Origin of the sequence: Proteus sp. ZN5, from assembly GCF_011046025.1 — a bacterium.
GTDB lineage: Bacteria > Pseudomonadota > Gammaproteobacteria > Enterobacterales > Enterobacteriaceae > Proteus.
Genome location: NZ_CP047639.1, coordinates 3,093,851 through 3,112,042 on the forward strand (window position 1 = coordinate 3,093,851; position 18,192 = coordinate 3,112,042).

The window sequence follows — 18,192 nt, forward strand, 5'->3', positions numbered from 1 at the left end:
TAGCAAAAACGGGATAATCATCCCGTTTTTTAGCTTTATACTTTATTGATTTAATTAAAGTGTTATTGTCATAGTATAAACATCGCTCGTTATTATTTTATTTGGGTCTACTAAGTAAACAACTTTGCGAGGTGTAAGTATGTGGCAGAATATAGGTCGTTTACTGGAATCAAACTTAGGATTTTCAGCAAAGATAAACGAAAAAATTCACCTTTCTAGTGGCGATATTCATCATACATGGAAAATTTATTATGGTGACACGCCTGTTTTTGTGAAATCCAACTTGCGTGAATTTCTGCCTAATTTTAAAAATGAGGCAGAACAACTCGAAATGTTGGCAAAAAGCCAAACAATTCGAACTCCTCGGGTTCTTGGTATTGGGAATAGTAAAGATGCCAGCTTCCTACTCCTTGAGTTTTTGCCTGTTCAACCATTTACACCTCATAGTGCCTACTGTTTTGGACAACAACTAGCAAGGCTACATCAGTGGGAAGATCAACCTAGCTATGGCTTTGATTTCGATACCCAAATCGATACCACTCCTCAACTCAATAGCTGGGAAAAACGCTGGAATCACTTTTATTCAGAAAAACGTATTGGCTTTCAGCTACAACTGGCTTCCGAGAAAGGTATGATTTTTGGGGATATCGACGAAATCACTCAAATCATCAATCGTCGTCTTGCTGATCATAACCCACAACCCTCTCTGCTTCACGGTAACTTATGGCCTAAAAACTGTGCTGCAATTGGTCAGTCAGAAGGTACGGTGTTCGATCCTGCTTGTTATTGGGGTGATCGAGAGTGTGATATCGCGATGTTACCGCTTTGCACCGCAGTACCTGCAAATATTTTCGATGGCTATCAAAGTATTTGGCCACTATCAGATAAGTTTTTATCACGTCAGCCTATTTACCAACTCTATTTCTTCCTTAACCGTTGTAACTTATTTGGAGGAGAAGAAAATTATTTAGAAGTCAGAAAAATAATTGATGACCTATTAGCAACACCTTAATAGGAAACGGGTGAAGTCGTGCTGAGATAAGATACATAAGCTAAAAATATAACCTCGCCAGATTCAGTTGTGCGAGGTTTATTTTTCCCTTTAGTTAATATAAATGAACCGTCCTCGTTCACTTTAAAGCAGTGTTACCATCCTAAGAATTTCATCAAGAAATAGCCGATTGCAATGACAACTAGAGGTGATAGATAAAGCACCATAATTTGCGTAAATATAGTATGTCGAGGCAATTTGATATTTTGTTGCAATTCCTCAGCCGTCACACCACTTTTCATTGCGCGTTCTATAATCAGCTGATCTTGTATATTTTCCTTCAAATATTTCACTTGACGATAAATGCGTAATCCTGATGCACTAAATGCTAAGCCAATAAACATAAAAAGAAAGATAACAAAAAAAGTAATATTTTCTTGGCTAAATCCCATTTGCGTATTGGGGATAGGTGAATTTCGCCAGAAAAAATCTAAGAAAGGTGTATTAAATTGCACCATTTCCGCTAATACACGAAAAAAGTCATTAATGACGGCATTTACACCATCACCACTTGGACGTTGTATTGCAGCCAATCCTGTCAATGATACGGCTGTCGAAATAAAGGCAGGAATAAAAATAAGCCAACCAAGTACACGCTTTAAAATGGCATACAATCCTGCATATTGATAACTCATCACATCCTCACTAGTAGAATTCGTCAATATTTATCTGTTTATCGTAGTCTAATTAACGGCTAATACGACAATAAATTAATAGTAGCTATTCTCTCTATTTATTTTACACAATAAATAAGAAACTGATTAAAAAGATTTTCCTTGTAACTCTTGCTACAATCGCCATTCGACAACATAGACCTTATTTATGGAGAGTAACATGTCTTTTAAATTCCCTATTGAAGCTGCAATATTTGATATGGATGGTTTATTAATCGACTCTGAACCATTTTGGCAGCAAGCAGAACATGAGGTCTTTGCTGAATTAGGCGTCGATTTATCCCTTGCATCGGCAATGCCAGATATGGTTGGGTTAAGAATAAACGAAGTGATTGATTTATGGTATAAAGCATCACCTTGGCAAGGCGTTTCAAAACAAGAAGCAAAACAAAAAATGGTCTCTCGTGTTGTCAAAATGGTTGAAGAAACAAAACCACTATTACCGGGTGTTGAGCATGCTTTAGAGCTTTGCAAATCATCAGGGTTAAAAATTGCACTGGCATCCGCATCTCCTGACTTTATGCTTGAGCGTGTACTTGAATTGTTTAATATTCGTCATTACTTCTCTGCCGTCGTATCTGCCGATGAATTGCCACACAGCAAACCTCACCCAGAAGTTTATCTAAACGCAGCTAAAGCTCTTAATCTTGATCCTATCCACTGTGTTTCATTAGAAGATTCTCGCAATGGTATGATTGCCTGTAAAGGTGCGAGAATGCGCTCTATCGTTGTACCAGCAACAGAACAGTTTAATGATAAACAATGGGGTTTAGCTGATGTAAAAATTGCGTCACTCAATGAACTCACACAACTGCATTTATTAGGCTAGTTTCCATAAATAAAAAGGATATCCTGCCTTGTAAGATATCCTTTTTACTCTATTTTTAATATTCACAACTCTCCTCATTCTTTTTGTCTTTAAGGCTTCCACTGGTGCATTTCGTTTAATGCCCACCTACCTTTATCTGACTTTTTAGTTGTTTATCCTAAATTCGATCATTTTTAAATCAATCAAATAAAATATTCCTGTTATTCCTTAATATTTAAGACAATTTTTACCTTTTTTGACTGTTAGTTATCGTCAAAACCTTTTATACTTCATTACTGTATAAATGAACAGCAAACGAACAGACATGGAATGACAGCAGAAGGACATCTACTTTTTTCTGTAGCAACACTTGTGTTAGCGCAGAAGCTTGAAATAACGCCAGCTCTTGCTCATGGTGATTGGTTTCACATGATCCCTGCTGTCTTATTGGGCTCGCTTCTACCTGACTTAGATCACCCTGGTTCTATTCTTGGGCGATTATTCCGTATTATCTCTCTACCTCTATCAAAACTCTGTGGTCATCGAGGTTTTACACATAGCTTGCTTGCATTTTGTGGATTGGCTATTTTGTGGGAAACTCAAGTTTCACTGCGTTGGGATATTTCTGCTGATATCTTTCATGCCCTTTTATTGGGCTATCTTAGCCATCTCATTGCCGATATGTTAACTCCCGCTGGCGTTCCTTTCTTGTGGCCTTTAAAAATGCGGTTTGCATTGCCTATTTTAGGCAAAAAAAATAATAAAAAAGGCGAGAGATTTATCTCTGTTTTGATCCTTGTTGGTGCACTTTTTTTACCACCTCACCTTACTGTTACCCTGCCTTCGCAAGTCAACAACTGGTTACAGATGTACCACGATAAGCGCACTAATTTTTAACACCCTCTGACAAAACCCTACGTTTCTCTATCTATTTATAAATTCTTACATCTTTTTATGCCTACTTTCCTTGTCTTTATAACCAAACGATTATATAAAATAATAATTAATTATAAAAAGTTATTAACAATCCTGTTACCATATAACGAATTGATGCTGTTATATCCTTTCTTATTACCTAAGAACTCATATCGCATACAATCGTCGAAATTATATAAATAAAGATCTCGTTGGAGAGTTAAGATGAATTTTCCGTTAATCATTAACGTACTCGTCTTTGTTGTGCTATTACTCATCTTGGCTAAATTAAGTCAACGTCAGTGGAGCCTTTCAAAGAAAGTTCTGGTTGGTTTAGTTTTTGGTGTTGCTTTTGGATTAGCACTACACGCATTCTATGACTCACACGATCCTATTATTAAAGAATCTATTCTTTGGTTTAATATCGTGGGTAATGGCTATGTACAGCTGTTACAAATGATCATTATGCCATTAGTCTTTACCTCTATTCTTAGTGCCGTAGCTCGTTTACATCAAGCATCATCACTAGGAAAAATTAGTGGCCTCACTATTGGTACACTATTACTCACCACAGCTATTTCTGCCTTAATCGGTATTGTTATTGCTAATTTATTTGGCTTAACAGCAGAAGGCTTAGTACAAGGTGAACAAGAAGCACAGCGCCTGATTGCGCTTGAACAAAATTATATGGGCAAAGTTTCTGACTTAACGATGCCACAGCTTATTTTGTCATTTATTCCTAAAAATCCATTTGCTGATTTAACGGGTGCAAGTTCAACATCGATTATTAGCGTTGTTATTTTTGCTACTTTCTTAGGTATGGCTGCACTGAAACTACTCAAAGAAGATCAGCCTCGTGGTGAGAAAGTTTTAGTCGCGATTGATTGCTTACAATCATGGATCATGAAGCTAGTTCGTATTGTTATGATGTTAACACCTTATGGTGTAATGGCTCTGATGACCAAGGTTGTTGCAAGCTCAAATATGCACGACATCATTCAATTAGGAAGCTTTGTTGTTGCCTCTTATGTTGCTATTGGCTTAATGTTTGTTGTTCATGGTTTACTGGTCAGCTTTACAGGTTTAAACCCGATTAAATTCTTCAAGAAAGCGGGACCTTTATTAGCATTTGCTTTTACAAGCCGTTCAAGTGCTGCAAGTATTCCGTTAAATATTGAAACACAAATTAAGCGTGTTGGTGTGCCAGAATCTATCGCAAGCTTCTCATCATCTTTTGGTACAACAATTGGTCAAAATGGTTGTGCGGGTATTTATCCTGCGATGTTAGCTGTGATGGTTGCACCTACTGTGGGCATTAACCCATTAGATCCAATGTGGATCGCAACTTTAGTTGCTATCGTGACTGTTAGCTCTGCGGGTGTTGCTGGTGTGGGTGGTGGTGCAACATTTGCTGCGCTTATCGTTTTACCTGCAATGGGCTTACCTGTGACATTAGTTGCTCTGTTAATCTCTGTAGAGCCGTTAATCGATATGGGACGTACAGCATTAAACGTTAGTGGCTCAATGACAGCAGGTACAATAACCAGCCAGATTATGGGACAAACGGACAAAGCTGTCTTCAACCAAGATGAAGAAACTGAACTTACAGTCAAATAAACTTTATCTCCCTCTATTGATAAAGCCAGTTCATTTGAACTGGCTTTTTTTTGTATCTATATTAATTTATATATCTTCTATTTATGCCATTCACCAATATCAATAAAAAACTATAACAAGGTAAAGATCGTGCAAAAAATTATGCGAGTTTTGCGTAAACTCTATAAATATGAAAACAGTCAATATGATCCTGAACGCCAAGTCTCACTGTATCAGCTTGATATTCTTTCAGACAAAGAACGAACCTTGTTATCTGAGGCCAATTGGCAACCTAATATCATAGAAAGATTTGCTGATCACACTGATGTTATTTCAAAATTAAATAGCTTAAAGAACAATACATTACTCACCCAAAAACGTTGCCTAGATGCTTTTGTTGCAGGTGTCGGAGGCAGTTATCTTAGAGGTCGCTCTGTTTTAGGGGCTTTTCATAAATTACAAAATTTGCCATTACACAATTATGAAGAGAAACCTCAATATGCCTGTTGTTGGGTTTGTAGTGATGGTGATCAGCAAAAACATATTAATGACAGCTATTTTCAATATTGCCTCTATTACGGTAATTCTTATACGGGAAATCCCTCTTACGCTTACTTGAATTTAAAACACCTACTTACTGTTGCACCTGTTAGCCCAACACAAGCAGATAAAGAAATCTTTAAGCAATTACTCCAGTTATTACGCCATGCGCCTGAAGATGAGACACCAGGTAAATTTGAAAAGCGGTTAAATGAGGCTAAATTAATTTCAGGTGATAGATATACCAAACGAGGTGTTTTGCACTCACTTGCCTTAATCGGTGTTATTCCTAATGCCTATATTCCATTATCTTTGGATCATTGGGCTAATTTCGGCGATATTACCATTGCTGAAAATCAACTTAATAACACCAAAGGTCGCTCTGATATGGAAATGCCGTGGGCGGGCTGGAAAGGTAACCTGAAAATTGATGAAGAAAAAGTGGCGATATACTTTGGCGAATATTTAGATTAAAGAGCCTGTTCTTTATAAATAGAAAGCGCCCAATACTTTCATATTGAGCGCTTTCATTTGAGAGTTCGCGATTAAACTTTCAACTTTATTTCAAATACTCACCGTTACGTAGTGCTTCAATACGCTTATCTAATGGTGGGTGAGATAAAAATAGCTCGCTGAATGACTTATTACGGCCATTAATACAGAAAGCCATCATGCTGCTTTCTTCTTGTGGCTCGTAACTCGTTTTCAAACGTTGTAATGCCGCTATCATTTTCTCACGACCGACAAGCTTTGCAGAGCCTGCATCTGCATGGAATTCACGATAACGTGAGAACCACATTGTAATAATGCTGGCAAGAATACCGAATACAATTTCCAGAACCATTGAAACACCCATATATACCCACGGGTTTCCATTGCTATTTTCGCTCTCTTCATCATTAGAGATAAAGTTAGCAACGAATTGGGCAATGATACGAGAAATAAAGATAACGAAGGTATTCACCACACCTTGTAGCAAGGTCATGGTTATCATATCACCGTTAGCAACGTGACTAATTTCGTGAGCAATAACCGCTTCTGCTTCATCACGGCTCATACTAGCTAACAAACCGGTACTCACAGCCACCAGCGATGCATCACGACGAGCACCTGTCGCAAACGCATTAATATCAGGCGCATCATAAATAGCCACTTGCGGCATTTTAATACCGACTTGTTCAGATTGGCGTCTTACTGTGTCTAATAACCAGCGCTCTACTTCTGAAGTTGGGTTTTCGATGACTTGACCACCCACTGAACGTAATGCCATCCATTTTGACATTAATAGTGAAATAAATGCACCACCAAAGCCAAATAAGCCCGCCATGATCATCAAGCCTTGAACACTACGACCTTGTATACCTGTTAAAGATAAGATGATCCCAAAAACAAACATAACGGCTAAGTTTGTTAACAGGAATAATGCAATTCTCATCATATTGATACTGTTCCTATTTTATCTAATTATCACATTGCAAAAACTGTCTTATAAATAAGGCTTTTTTAGATTTTATCAAGCCTTTTAACTTATTTAATATTAAAAACGATATAACTTTACATTTTGATAAAAAAAATAGCCAGTGAACACCTACTATTAAGCATCATTTAAAACTTAAGTATAAAGTGAGATTGATAATAGATGATGTGATTTTTCTGTTTTGTAAAACTGAAGGGATTACTCAGGAATGGTTTGTATCGTTTAATATAGTGGCAATGGGTTTATCATAAAAAACTATAACTTACGTGACGCGAACAACGGTAGAACAACTGTCTCTGTATTTTTATGCACGACTTACAACGTATGCAAGTCGTGCATCTGATATAAGCAATAAGCTCAGTTAACGCTATAAATTACATTTTGAAACGATATGTCGTTGTCATAGAGCCTGATAATGAGTGAGCTCGTTGTGAGTGACCATCATAAAGTTTTGGTGTGGTATAGTCGTTTTCTTGCTGGTGGTGCCAGCCGATACCACCACTTAAAGAAACAGAAAGATTTTTTGTTGGTTTCCAATAGCTAAATAAACCAAACTGTCCTTGTTTTAATCTTTCACCTGAGTAGCTGAACTCACTATAGTTAGTACGCGCACCAACAGACAATTCCTCGTTAACTTTATATGCAGCTTCTAATGCCCCCATTACTTCACCATCACGGACATAGTCGATATCTGCGTAAGCTGGTGAGTTAAAGCGTCCACGGGTATTACCAATTGGGTTACGAGCAAATTGACCAACACCATTTGCTTTGCTTGCATCGGTATAAGTCACACCTGTACGAATTGTCCATGGAGACTCAGGAATACGCCACTCCATAGTTCCAGCAAAGTGCCATGCATCGTTATCAAAGTTACGTTTGCCTTTATTGGCATCACTTAATGTACGCTTACCATCACTACCATAATCGTGATAATAAACAACACCACCAATAGTCACGTCTGAGGTTAATTTATATTTTGCTTCTAAGCCTTGTTGACGGAATACATCATCCGCCTGGCCATAGAAATAAAATACTTTTAACGGTTTGGAGTTATAGTTAATTCCACCAGTTAACACATGATCGATGTTGTGTCGGACACCATTACCATCACTGAAATACATTCTGTCGATATTTGGGCTATCACGACGCATTATTTTACCGTCAAGAAACAGTAAATCTAAGCTCCAATCACCCATTGCTGTGTTGGTAGCATATCCATTATAGCTGTTTAATGATAGGCGCTGTGAGTTAGTAAAAATACCTGTATTTTTCAGGGTAAACCAACCCGCTTTACCATTAATTAAAACAGGATCTAAATCAAATTTAACTTTTGCAAAACGCTGACCAATTTTGTTATAGCCTTTTGCTTCACCATCATCATTAAATAAGATTGCACGAGAGGCGAAGTCTTTACTTGCGCCTAATTTGATACCACCATAATAAGAGACATCAAATCCAAGAATACCACCTAAATAACCTGATCTGAAATCAGCTTGGAAGTTTTGCCCCCAAGCATTAGCAACTTGCTTTCTGTAACGTTGCTCGTTTTTATCAAAACGGTTTTCAGTTTTTAAGTATTTCCACATATTAATTGTAGAAAGCTCAAGCTCAGAATCTGCAATCAATGCATTTTCTTTAATTGAATTTTCCCAATTCCCAGCATTAGCTGCGCTCACTGCTAAAAAACAAGGAGATAACATCAACAATACTATTTTTTTTACTTTCATCTTAATGCAACCTGGTTAATAAATATTTGAATTAAGTTATGCTAATTTATATTCAGCAAGTTTAATAAAGCACCATTTCTTTATTTAGCTAAAAAATAACCTTTGATTAAATTTATAGTTGCACCAATTTCAAGCAATAGAGTCATTTTTTGGCATAAAAAATCCAATATGGATATTTCACCATATTTATATTTACTTATTTTTTCGTAATAAAATCCTATAAGCAAATTATAGATTATTTGCCTTTAGTCATTATCCCTTACGTAGAGAACCTTACTCTGAAAATATAATATTTCAGTTATAATATGTTGCTCTAAAGATACATTTTGAACTCATAGAATAAAGATAACTCATCATTTAGGTAAGATTTTAGCTAACACGTCAATATTAAAAATGACGCTAAAATTTCATAATCTGCATACTATAGTAATCTTATGTCAGTTTAAGCGATCATTGTCACAACATGTTACATTTATTGCAATAGAGATACCATCAAATGAGATCTTAATCACAATAAATGACCACTTTATCTTTTTATTCCACTTATAATAAAAGAAACTCATTTCTTATCTAAAAACTAACTTGGTATTCTCTCTTATAGCTTATAAAGCTATTCAAGATATATTTCGAATTAAAAATTAAGTTACATAAAGTTAAATTGAAATATCCATTTATTAATAATTATTTATATTACTGGTAACTTAATATACTAAATAACTAAAAATATGAATGATCCCACCCAAAAAGATATTATAGATCTCTTAAAAAGGTTTTTGATGGAATTTCTGATAAGCATTGATTAGCAATGATAATTTTATATCTCAATTAATATAAATATAAAAACCCCCCAGCAATTGGTTATCCAACTATTGGGGGGTTGTTTTAAGTATCCGTAGTTATAACTGATAACTTAATTTAATAATTTCTTAGGCTTAAGCACTTTTGAAAGATCAACTGCAATTTTAGCAGTTTCATCTAAATAAGGATCTGGACCCTCATAATCCTTAGGCAAATCATCGAGTGATTTCAACGCAGGCTTACCCTCTAATTTAAAACGCTCATTTATGCGGTTTAATTTAATGGCTTCTAGCTCTTTGTTTTCTTTCTCTCTTTCAGCAAAGTTTAAGATAACAAATTTATCTTCACCTTTTGCTTTCGCATCGTTATAACGCTGAATATCAGCAAAGATGTATGAAAACTCTCGGTCATTAGCAATGCGCTTAGTATGTTGTTCAGTTAATGGTGCAAACGCCGCTTTTAGCTTGTCTGAATACTCAGATAACTGATAGCTTGCTGGGGAGATACTATCCCAAGGCAATGCGTTATCTTCAAAACTTTCCCCCATTTCAGCGCTATCAAAGCTTGGTAACAATAAATCAGGTGTTACCCCTTTGAGTTGAGTACTACCACCATTAATTCGATAGAATTTTTGAATGGTGTATTGCACTGAACCTAAACCAGGCCAATCAGGACTTAGCATTTGATCGTAAACACGGGTTAATGGGCGATATTGCTGAACCGTTCCTTTACCGAACGTTTGTTCCCCCACAATTAATGCTCGTCCGTAGTCTTGCATTGCGGCAGCAAAAATTTCAGAGGCTGAAGCACTAAAGCGATTTACGATAACAACTAGTGGCCCTTTATAATAAACCACATCATCTTTATCGAAATCTTGTCGTACACGACCATTGTTATCTCTGACTTGTACAACTGGGCCACTTGGGATAAATAATCCTGACAGTGAAATTGCCTCTGTTAATGCTCCACCACCATTACCACGCAAATCGATAACCAAGGATGAAACATTATCTTTCGCCACTTTTTGCAACTGTGTTTTCACATCATTGGTTAAACCAACATAGAAGCTTGGAATATCCAAAATTGCAACTTTATCACCATTAATGACTTTTTCAGTTAGCTTAACAGCTCTATCTTCTAAACGGATTTGCTCTCTGACTAAAGTGATTGTTCTTGGCTTAGCGCCTTTCTCATCAGAGATAACCTCTAATTTTACTTGGCTGCCTTTTGGCCCTTTAATCAAAGCAACAATATCATCAAGTCGCCAGCCGACAACATCAACCATTGGCTTGTTTTGTTGCCCTACTGCAATAATTTTATCGCCAACTTTCAACTCTTTGCTTTTTGCGGCCGGACCACCGGTTACCATAGAGTTGATCATTGGGTAATCATCATCCATCTGTAATACAGCGCCAATACCTTCTAAAGAAAGACTCATTTCAGAGTCAAAGGCTTCTGTATTTCTTGGTGATAGATAACTTGTATGAGGGTCAATTTCACGGGCGAATGCCGACATAATGACTTGGAAAACGTCTTCACTTTGGCTTTGTGTTTGACGACGTAATGCAGCTTTATAACGCTTAGTTAGTGTCTCTTTAACTTCGCTATCTGTTTTTTCAGATAGTTTCAGCGTTAGCCAATCATATTTTACTTTTTCATCCCAAAGTTTATCTAGTTCAGCTTGAGTTTGCGGCCATGGTGCTTTTGTTCTATCTAACTCAAACTTATCTTGGCCAGTTAAATCCATGGGTTTATCTAGGCGGTTTAAAGCATATTGAAAACGTTCAAAACGTCTTTTTTGCGCTAAATTAAAGAGATCATAAAGGGGCTGAAGCTCACCTTTCTTCAGATATTCACCTACTTTGGTTTTTTCTTTATCAAATTGGGCAATATCTGATGCTAGCAACACATTGTGGCTATAATCTAATAAATTAAGATAGCGATTAAAAATCTTTTCAGAAAAGCTCGCGTCTAGCGAGAACTGACGGTAATGAGAGCGTTCAAAACGAGAGGTTACTCGCTCGCTCACAGTAGAATGTTGTGGCTCTTGCTTTAATTCGGGTAACTGATCAATAGTTACCATTGCTGGAGTGGCTGGTTTCTCAGCCATCACAACAGAAGTGCCTGTTAACGTTAATCCGATTGCAAAAGCCACATTTAAAAGTTTGTTCATGCTCTGGTTGGCCTCCGTATCAGAACTTTAAATGTTCCGTGCGTACATTCATCGCCAAACCATTAGGCAATTGTACACGTACACCCTCTTTCGCTATTTCTAGCACCGTCGCGTCCATCACGCTGCTACCAACGTTAACTTTCAGCGATTGACCAACAGTAAGAACTGAGGTGTCTTTCACTGGAATTAACTTTTCGGTATTTTGGCGTGGTGGTGCTTTACGAGGTGCTTGAGTCGCTTTTTGAGGACGAGGCTGTCGTTTTTCACCATCTTTAGGTGGCTGACGACGCGTATTATTTGGCTTTTTCGCTGCCGGACGTTTGCTGGTCTCCTTATCACCTTCAGCTTCGCGCTTCTTAGCACGTTGTTCTGCTCTCTGAGCTTGAACGCGCGCCTTAGCTTCTGCTAATTGTGTACGAGCATGTTCAATATGCTCAGCTTCCAGTTCGCCGCAGTCATTACCATTCAAATCGACACGTTTTGCTCCTTCTTTAACTCCATAAAGGTAGCGCCAACTTGAGGTATATAAGCGTAATGCTGAACGTAACTGCGTTTTACTCAGTTGGGTTTCATCTTTTAGATCTTCAACAAGATCTTGAAAAATGCCAACTTTCAAAGGGCGAGCTTCGCCCTCAGCGATAAAACACTTAGGGAAACGTTCAGCTAAAAAAGCGATGATTTCTTTACTACTATTCAACTTAGGTTGATTTTCCATGAAATTTCCTGATTACAACGGTTTTGCCAACCAGCGCAGGCATGAACAAGCGACATTATAATAGTGTTGCCAACAATTTCTATGGCAAACGCCTGTTAACTTACACAAAATTCACAATATTTTGCTGTATGACAAGTTTTTAAATGCTCGCAGAGCACGTCACACAACGCTTTAAGCCCATTTTCATCTTTTTTATCAAAACGATCAAAAATAGGACTATCAATATCGAGAACGCCGATAATTTGTCCATTTACTTCTAAAGGTAGAACAATTTCAGACTGACTTGCACTGTCACAAGCAATATGACCACTAAATTGGTGAACGTCACTTACTCTTAAAATTTTGTTTTCAGAGTATGCAGTTCCACAAACTCCTTTCCCAAAACCTATTCTGACACAAGCAATTTTGCCTTGAAATGGGCCAAGGACTAATGAATCACCATCATTAAGATAAAACCCAACCCAATTTATCGTATCCAACTTTTCGTACAGAAGCGCGCTGGTATTAGCAAGTGATGCGATAAGATCATTTTCACCAGACAACAAGGCTGACAAATTATCAGTGAGTTCCTGATAAAAAAGCGATTTTGGCATCATTAAACCCTATTTGCGTAACTAAAATAGATAACATACTCGTAATTTAGCCTATTTTATCTTGAGGTTGAATACTCCATTTTCAAGAATTGGGCAAAAAAACGATAATATTCCCTTAACACCCACAAAAAAAATCAGACACTTAGTATTGTAAAATGAAAGGCATAAATATAATAAAAATGATAACTTGTGAACCATTGAGTATAGGTACTTTTTTTTAGCTTAATCAAACGATAACTCTTAAGAAAACTAACTTAGGCGAATTAACGAGCGACATAGTGAACAATATCGCAACAAAGGAAAAAAAATCAATACATTGTCAGGAGTGTGATCATCTCGTGACACTCCCTCTCACATTAAAGCGTGGAGAGGATGCTTATTGCCCACGTTGCCAAGCTAAACTCGCATCTTATCGATATTGGTCATTAACTCGCCTACTTATTCTCTCTATTACAATGCTTATTTTGGCATCAATAGCATTTACTCAGCCATTAATTAAAATTCATCTATTAGGCACAATGATAACGGCGAATCTGCTTGATGGTATTCGCATGATGTTAGAGCAAGGCTCTCCCCTTACCGCAACGATGGTAGCCTTTTGTGCTATTGCTGCACCACTTAGCCTTCCCATCGCTATTTTATATCTCCATTTAGGATCCCGCTTACGCCTTAATCTTCGCCCAGTCTTATTAATGCTTGGGAAATTAAAAGAGTGGGTAATGCTAGATGTCTATTTGATTGGACTTGGTGTTGCAACAATAAAATTAGGCGATTATGCAACTGTCTATGTTGGCAATGGCTTAATTGCCTTTGTTTCTTTAATGATACTCAGCTTATTAATGCTAATTAACATTAATATGGACCAACTTTGGCAACGTTTTTACCCACAAAAAGAAATAGAAAAAAGCCCAGCAACTTGCCATGCGTGTCATTATCATTTTAAAAAAATACCATCAACACACTGTCCACGTTGTAAATCTTGCTATAACCCAAGACAACCAATGAGTTTACAAAAAACATGGGCGGCATTAATTTCAGCAATAATTTTACTAATACCTGCAAATTTATTGCCTATTTCTATTTTCTATTTAAATGGTCAACGTAGTGAGGATACTATTTTTTCAGGTGTACTTTCCTTAGTGAATTCAGGTAATACCCCAATTGCGATTATTGTTTTTATTGCCAGTGTTTTTGTACCTTTTTTCAAAATTATTATTATGTTGGGCTTATTACTAAGCATTCATTTTAATTCTCGTATTGACCCTCTACTACGAATGAAACTATACCGTTTTGTCTCTTCAATAGGACGATGGTCAATGCTTGATCTCTTTGTGATTGGGCTCATGATGTCATTGATTAATCGAGATCAACTGATGACTTTCACAATGGGACCAGCGGCTTTTTATTTTGGTACTGCGGTTATTCTTACTATCCTTGCCGTTGAATGGTTGGATAGTCGTTTACTATGGGATACTTATGCAACAAGAAGAAAACGACGTTCAGGACACACAAGCCCAAATACGCCGTAAGCGTAAAATTTCGACATTTTGGCTACTCCCTGTTATCGCCATTTTTATTGCTAGTTGGTTGCTTTTCCAACATTGGCAAGACAAAGGCGAACAAATCACGATTGATTTTCAATCAGCATCAGGAATTGTCTCTGGCAGAACACCTATTCGCTATCAAGGCGTTGATGTGGGTCTTGTTAAAGATGTCACTTTAAGCGATGACTTACGTCGAGTTATTGTTACGGCTGATATCCGCAAAGATCTCGCGACCGCATTACGCAAAAACACACAGTTTTGGTTAGTGACACCTAAAGCCAGCCTTTCTGGTGTATCTGGGCTAGATGCTTTAGTTGGTGGTAACTATATCAGCATGTTACCGGGTGATGGCGAAAAACAGTTTAAATTTATTGCTCAAGAAGTTCGCCCTCAAGCTAATATCGATAAAAACCAGCAAGTAATAACGTTAACGACGGATAAGCTGGGATCACTCAATGTTGATTCTCAAGTTTATTATCGCCAAGTTCCTGTTGGTAAAGTATATAGCTATGCAATTCGCCCTGATAATCAGGGTATTTTTATTGAACTTAGTATCGATAAACAATATGCCCACTTAATACGCCAAGACAGCCATTTCTGGAACGTCTCTGGCTTTCAAGGTAATTTCAATTTAAAAAGTGGCGTATCTGTAAAAATGGAAAGCGTTTCTGCTTTAATCAATGGTGCAATTGCTTTTGATTCACCAGAAAACAGCCCGCCAGCACAAGAAAACCAGCAATTCGTTTTACAATCAGCCACCTCTGTAGATGCAGGCAAAGCAATATATGGTGAAGATGGATTAATTATTTCTCTAACCAGTGAAGAAAGCTGGGGAGTCGATGCTGGGCAGCCTATTCTTTTCAGAGGAATTACTATTGGTCAAATCATTCAGCGTAATATGAGCGATGATGGGGTTATTTTTGATGCTATTATTGCCCCTGAATATAAGCATTATATTTATGAAAATAGTAAATTTGTTGCCAATAGCCGAATCAACGTCAATATGGGTCTAAATGGTATTGAAGTTCAAGGTGCAACACCTCAAGAATGGCTTGAGGGAGGTATTCACCTTATTCAAGGTACTAAAGGAGCACCTAAAGAACAGTATCGCCTTTACCGTAATGACTTCTTTGCGAAAGCCAGTGTTAATGGTAATGAATTACCGGTGACACTCACTTTAAAAGCGTCAAGCCTTCCGGGGATCCAAAAAGGTTCAGTGGTTCTTTATCATCAATTCCAAGTTGGTGAAATAACTGATGTTCGACCTTTAATGGATGAATTTGATATTGATGTTTATATTTCTAAACAATATCGCCATCTACTTACAGAAAAGAGTGTCTTCTGGACTGAAGGGGCAGCTAAAGTATCCGTTAATGGCTCAGGGTTAACTGTTGAAGCGACACCATTAAATCGAGCATTAAAAGGCGCGATCAGTTTTGATAACTTCGAAAATATCAATAATAACGTTTCACGTTACAAACTCTATCCATCAGAAACTAGTGCACGAGCTATCGGTGCACAAATTACGCTAAAAACATATGATGCAAGTAAACTCTCTGAAGGGATGCCTATTCGTTATTTAGGAATTGATATTGGGCAAGTCGAATCATTAATCCTTTCGCCAGATAGAAAAGCAGTAACTGTATCAGCCGTTCTCTACCCTGATTATGTCAAAACCTTTGCGAGATCTGGCAGTCGTTTTGCTGTTGTTACTCCTGAATTAACAGCATCAGGATTAGATAACTTAGATTCACTTATTCAACCTTATATTAAAGCAGAGCCTGGTAACGGTGGCGTATATCGTCAATTCGAATTACAAACATCCAACATTACAGACTCACGCTATCTCGATGGGTTAAATCTCGTGTTAAATGCTACTGAGGCAGGTTCAGTACAAATTGGTACGCCAATTTACTATCGCGGCCTTGAGGTCGGTGCCGTGACAGGTCTTGAACTAGGAAACATGTCTGACAGAGTATTAATTCACATCCGTATTAGTAAAAAATACCAATACCTTGTTCGAAATAATACAGAGTTTTGGCTTTCATCAGGTTATAACTTCTCGTTTGGTTTAACTGGTGGTGTTATTCGTAGTGGTACATTCAAGCAATTTATACGTGGTGGGATCACTTTTGCAACACCACCTTCCACACCATTACAAGCGAAAGCCAAACAGGAACAGAATTTCATTTTAAATGACAAGGAACCTAAAGATTGGGATGAATGGGGAACAGCAATACCTAAACCTTAAAAATTAGATAATTCTGCCCTATTTCAGATAATTTATTTAAAGCGGATCACAAAAAATGATCCGCTTTTTTTATTTCCAAAAAATATTTTGGAAATAGATTCCATTTATACTATGCTTAATTTTGTTTGGTCAAAAAGCATTCTTTAAAATAAATGCCACCAACGGAATACAACACGACATCGCTTAAACCGGAGCTTTATTATGAAAAAAACAACGTTGAAAATTGCTTGCTATGAAATTGAAGATATTACTTTGAAACACTCTTCCGATAACCAATTAACTTATATTCATATTCCATGTGATTATGACAAAGAGTTTTGCATGCAATTAGATGGATGGGATGAAAACACAAGTATTCCAGCCCAATTGAAAGATAAAAATATTCTGCTTTATCGTCATGCTTATGACAAAGACAGTCACCACTGGATCTTAAAAGTGGCGTAACGAGATGTTAAAGCGAAATCATAACCACCCGTAAAACGGGTGGTTTGCTCTTGCCCTATAAGGGCTTGTTACCGACTGCGCCTAAATGACGCTGCTTTCTCTTCGTTCAAGCTAAGTGTCTTTGCTACTTTGGCTTACCCCTTGAAGGGGTTTTCATATTCTTTACTGCTCAATTTATCCGAGATTAAATCCGACTTTTCTTGCTCTCTGATATACTTTTGAATTGTGGCTTCATTGAGTCCAACTGTTGTGACATAGAACCCTTCCGCCCAAAACTTTCTGTTGCCAAATTTATATTTGAGATTGGCATGTCTATCAAAGATCATCAACGAACTTTTACCTTTCAAATATCCCATGAAACTTGATACGCATATCTTCGGTGGAATACTCACTAACATATGAACATGATCTGGCATAAGATGCCCTTCGATTATTTCCACACCTTTATATTTACAAAGGTCTCGAAGGATTTCACCTATACTTGAACGAATTTTATTAAAAATCACTTTCCGTCTATATTTCGGCGAAAAGACGATATGGTATTTACACAGCCACTTTGTATGTGCTGAGCTTTGTGCTTTAATGCCCATAAACACCTTTCCTTATTTAAGTTACGAATATTAGCTTGAACATCTATATCGTAACGGAAAGGTGTTTTTCTTGGTATAACCTTTAATACCCACCCGCATAGCGGGTGGTTTTATATTTAAGACGCTGACGCGACTTAAACTGGCTAAAGCCCATAATAAAAAAAGCCAGATAAATCATTTATCTGGCTTAGGGAAATGGCTCATTGCGAGCCGTGCGCTAAAAAGTAATTACTGATTACTGCATAAACAAAAATTGAGGACTAACTCAGACTTTTCTTTCTCACAACCTACTGTTA

Annotated in this window: 15 protein-coding genes; 8 read left to right on the forward strand and 7 right to left on the reverse strand. The window is 37.2% G+C overall.

Translation table 11 applies throughout. The annotated features are described in order from the left end of the window. Positions 1-139: 139 nt before the first annotated feature. The gene (locus GTK47_RS14320; protein WP_165124323.1) at positions 140-1,012 is read left to right on the forward strand and encodes a fructosamine kinase family protein; all 873 of its coding nucleotides are present in this window, start codon (positions 140-142) and stop codon (positions 1,010-1,012) included. 134 nt (positions 1,013-1,146) lie between these two features. On the opposite strand, the gene GTK47_RS14325 is transcribed toward GTK47_RS14320, so the two are convergent. Continuing rightward, positions 1,147-1,686, reverse strand: coding sequence for a YniB family protein (locus GTK47_RS14325; protein ID WP_165124325.1), 540 nt, complete (start codon positions 1,684-1,686; stop codon positions 1,147-1,149). Between the two features lie 199 nt (positions 1,687-1,885). Here GTK47_RS14325 and hxpB point away from each other — a divergent pair, with 199 nt between their 5' ends. From hxpB to GTK47_RS14345, 4 genes are all read left to right on the forward strand, one after another. Next, positions 1,886-2,554: a hexitol phosphatase HxpB gene (hxpB, locus tag GTK47_RS14330; protein WP_165124327.1), complete on the forward strand. Its 669-nt coding sequence runs from the start codon at positions 1,886-1,888 to the stop codon at positions 2,552-2,554. A gap of 309 nt (positions 2,555-2,863) precedes the next feature. Continuing rightward, a complete protein-coding gene (locus GTK47_RS14335) occupies positions 2,864-3,430 on the forward strand; it encodes a metal-dependent hydrolase (RefSeq protein ID WP_165124329.1) in 567 nt (188 codons plus the stop codon). Between the two features lie 243 nt (positions 3,431-3,673). Continuing rightward, positions 3,674-5,065 carry an L-cystine transporter gene (locus GTK47_RS14340; RefSeq protein WP_165124331.1) on the forward strand — a complete coding sequence of 464 codons (1,392 nt, stop codon included), beginning with the start codon at positions 3,674-3,676 and terminating at the stop codon, positions 5,063-5,065. Positions 5,066-5,194: 129 nt separating this feature from the next. Beyond that, positions 5,195-6,058: a hypothetical protein gene (locus GTK47_RS14345; RefSeq protein ID WP_241256033.1), complete on the forward strand. Its 864-nt coding sequence runs from the start codon at positions 5,195-5,197 to the stop codon at positions 6,056-6,058. Between the two features lie 85 nt (positions 6,059-6,143). Here the strand turns inward: GTK47_RS14345 and htpX are convergent, their stop codons facing one another. The 5 genes from htpX to GTK47_RS14370 all read right to left on the reverse strand — a co-directional run bounded on the left by htpX (position 6,144) and on the right by GTK47_RS14370 (position 13,067). Further along, positions 6,144-7,022, reverse strand: a complete 879-nt coding sequence (gene htpX / locus GTK47_RS14350) for a protease HtpX (protein WP_088495802.1) — start codon at positions 7,020-7,022, stop codon at positions 6,144-6,146. Between the two features lie 413 nt (positions 7,023-7,435). After that, on the reverse strand, positions 7,436-8,788 hold the full coding sequence (locus GTK47_RS14355) for an OprD family outer membrane porin (protein ID WP_165124333.1): 1,353 nt from the start codon (positions 8,786-8,788) through the stop codon (positions 7,436-7,438). 910 nt (positions 8,789-9,698) lie between these two features. Continuing rightward, entirely contained in the window at positions 9,699-11,759 is a 2,061-nt protein-coding gene (gene prc / locus GTK47_RS14360; RefSeq protein WP_109394230.1) for a carboxy terminal-processing peptidase, read from the reverse strand. A 19-nt stretch (positions 11,760-11,778) separates the two neighbouring features. Further along, positions 11,779-12,474, reverse strand: coding sequence for an RNA chaperone ProQ (gene proQ / locus GTK47_RS14365; RefSeq protein ID WP_088495805.1), 696 nt, complete (start codon positions 12,472-12,474; stop codon positions 11,779-11,781). Between the two features lie 95 nt (positions 12,475-12,569). Further along, positions 12,570-13,067 carry a GAF domain-containing protein gene (locus tag GTK47_RS14370; protein ID WP_098943156.1) on the reverse strand — a complete coding sequence of 166 codons (498 nt, stop codon included), beginning with the start codon at positions 13,065-13,067 and terminating at the stop codon, positions 12,570-12,572. A gap of 278 nt (positions 13,068-13,345) precedes the next feature. Between GTK47_RS14370 and yebS the strand changes: the two genes are divergently transcribed. The 3 genes from yebS (at position 13,346) to GTK47_RS14385 (ending at position 17,306) form a co-directional block, all read left to right on the forward strand. Further along, on the forward strand, positions 13,346-14,596 hold the full coding sequence (yebS, locus tag GTK47_RS14375) for a membrane integrity lipid transport subunit YebS (RefSeq protein ID WP_165124335.1): 1,251 nt from the start codon (positions 13,346-13,348) through the stop codon (positions 14,594-14,596). After that, positions 14,544-16,862: an MlaD family protein gene (locus GTK47_RS14380; RefSeq protein WP_165124337.1), complete on the forward strand. Its 2,319-nt coding sequence runs from the start codon at positions 14,544-14,546 to the stop codon at positions 16,860-16,862. Before yebS ends, GTK47_RS14380 begins: the two co-directional genes overlap by 53 nt. A gap of 201 nt (positions 16,863-17,063) precedes the next feature. Then, positions 17,064-17,306, forward strand: coding sequence for a DUF1480 family protein (locus GTK47_RS14385; RefSeq protein WP_075673379.1), 243 nt, complete (start codon positions 17,064-17,066; stop codon positions 17,304-17,306). Positions 17,307-17,440: 134 nt separating this feature from the next. Here the strand turns inward: GTK47_RS14385 and tnpA are convergent, their stop codons facing one another. Next, positions 17,441-17,896 (reverse strand): IS200/IS605 family transposase, encoded by a 456-nt coding sequence (gene tnpA / locus GTK47_RS14390; protein WP_165121832.1) that lies wholly within the window; start codon positions 17,894-17,896, stop codon positions 17,441-17,443. Positions 17,897-18,192: the final 296 nt, after the last annotated feature.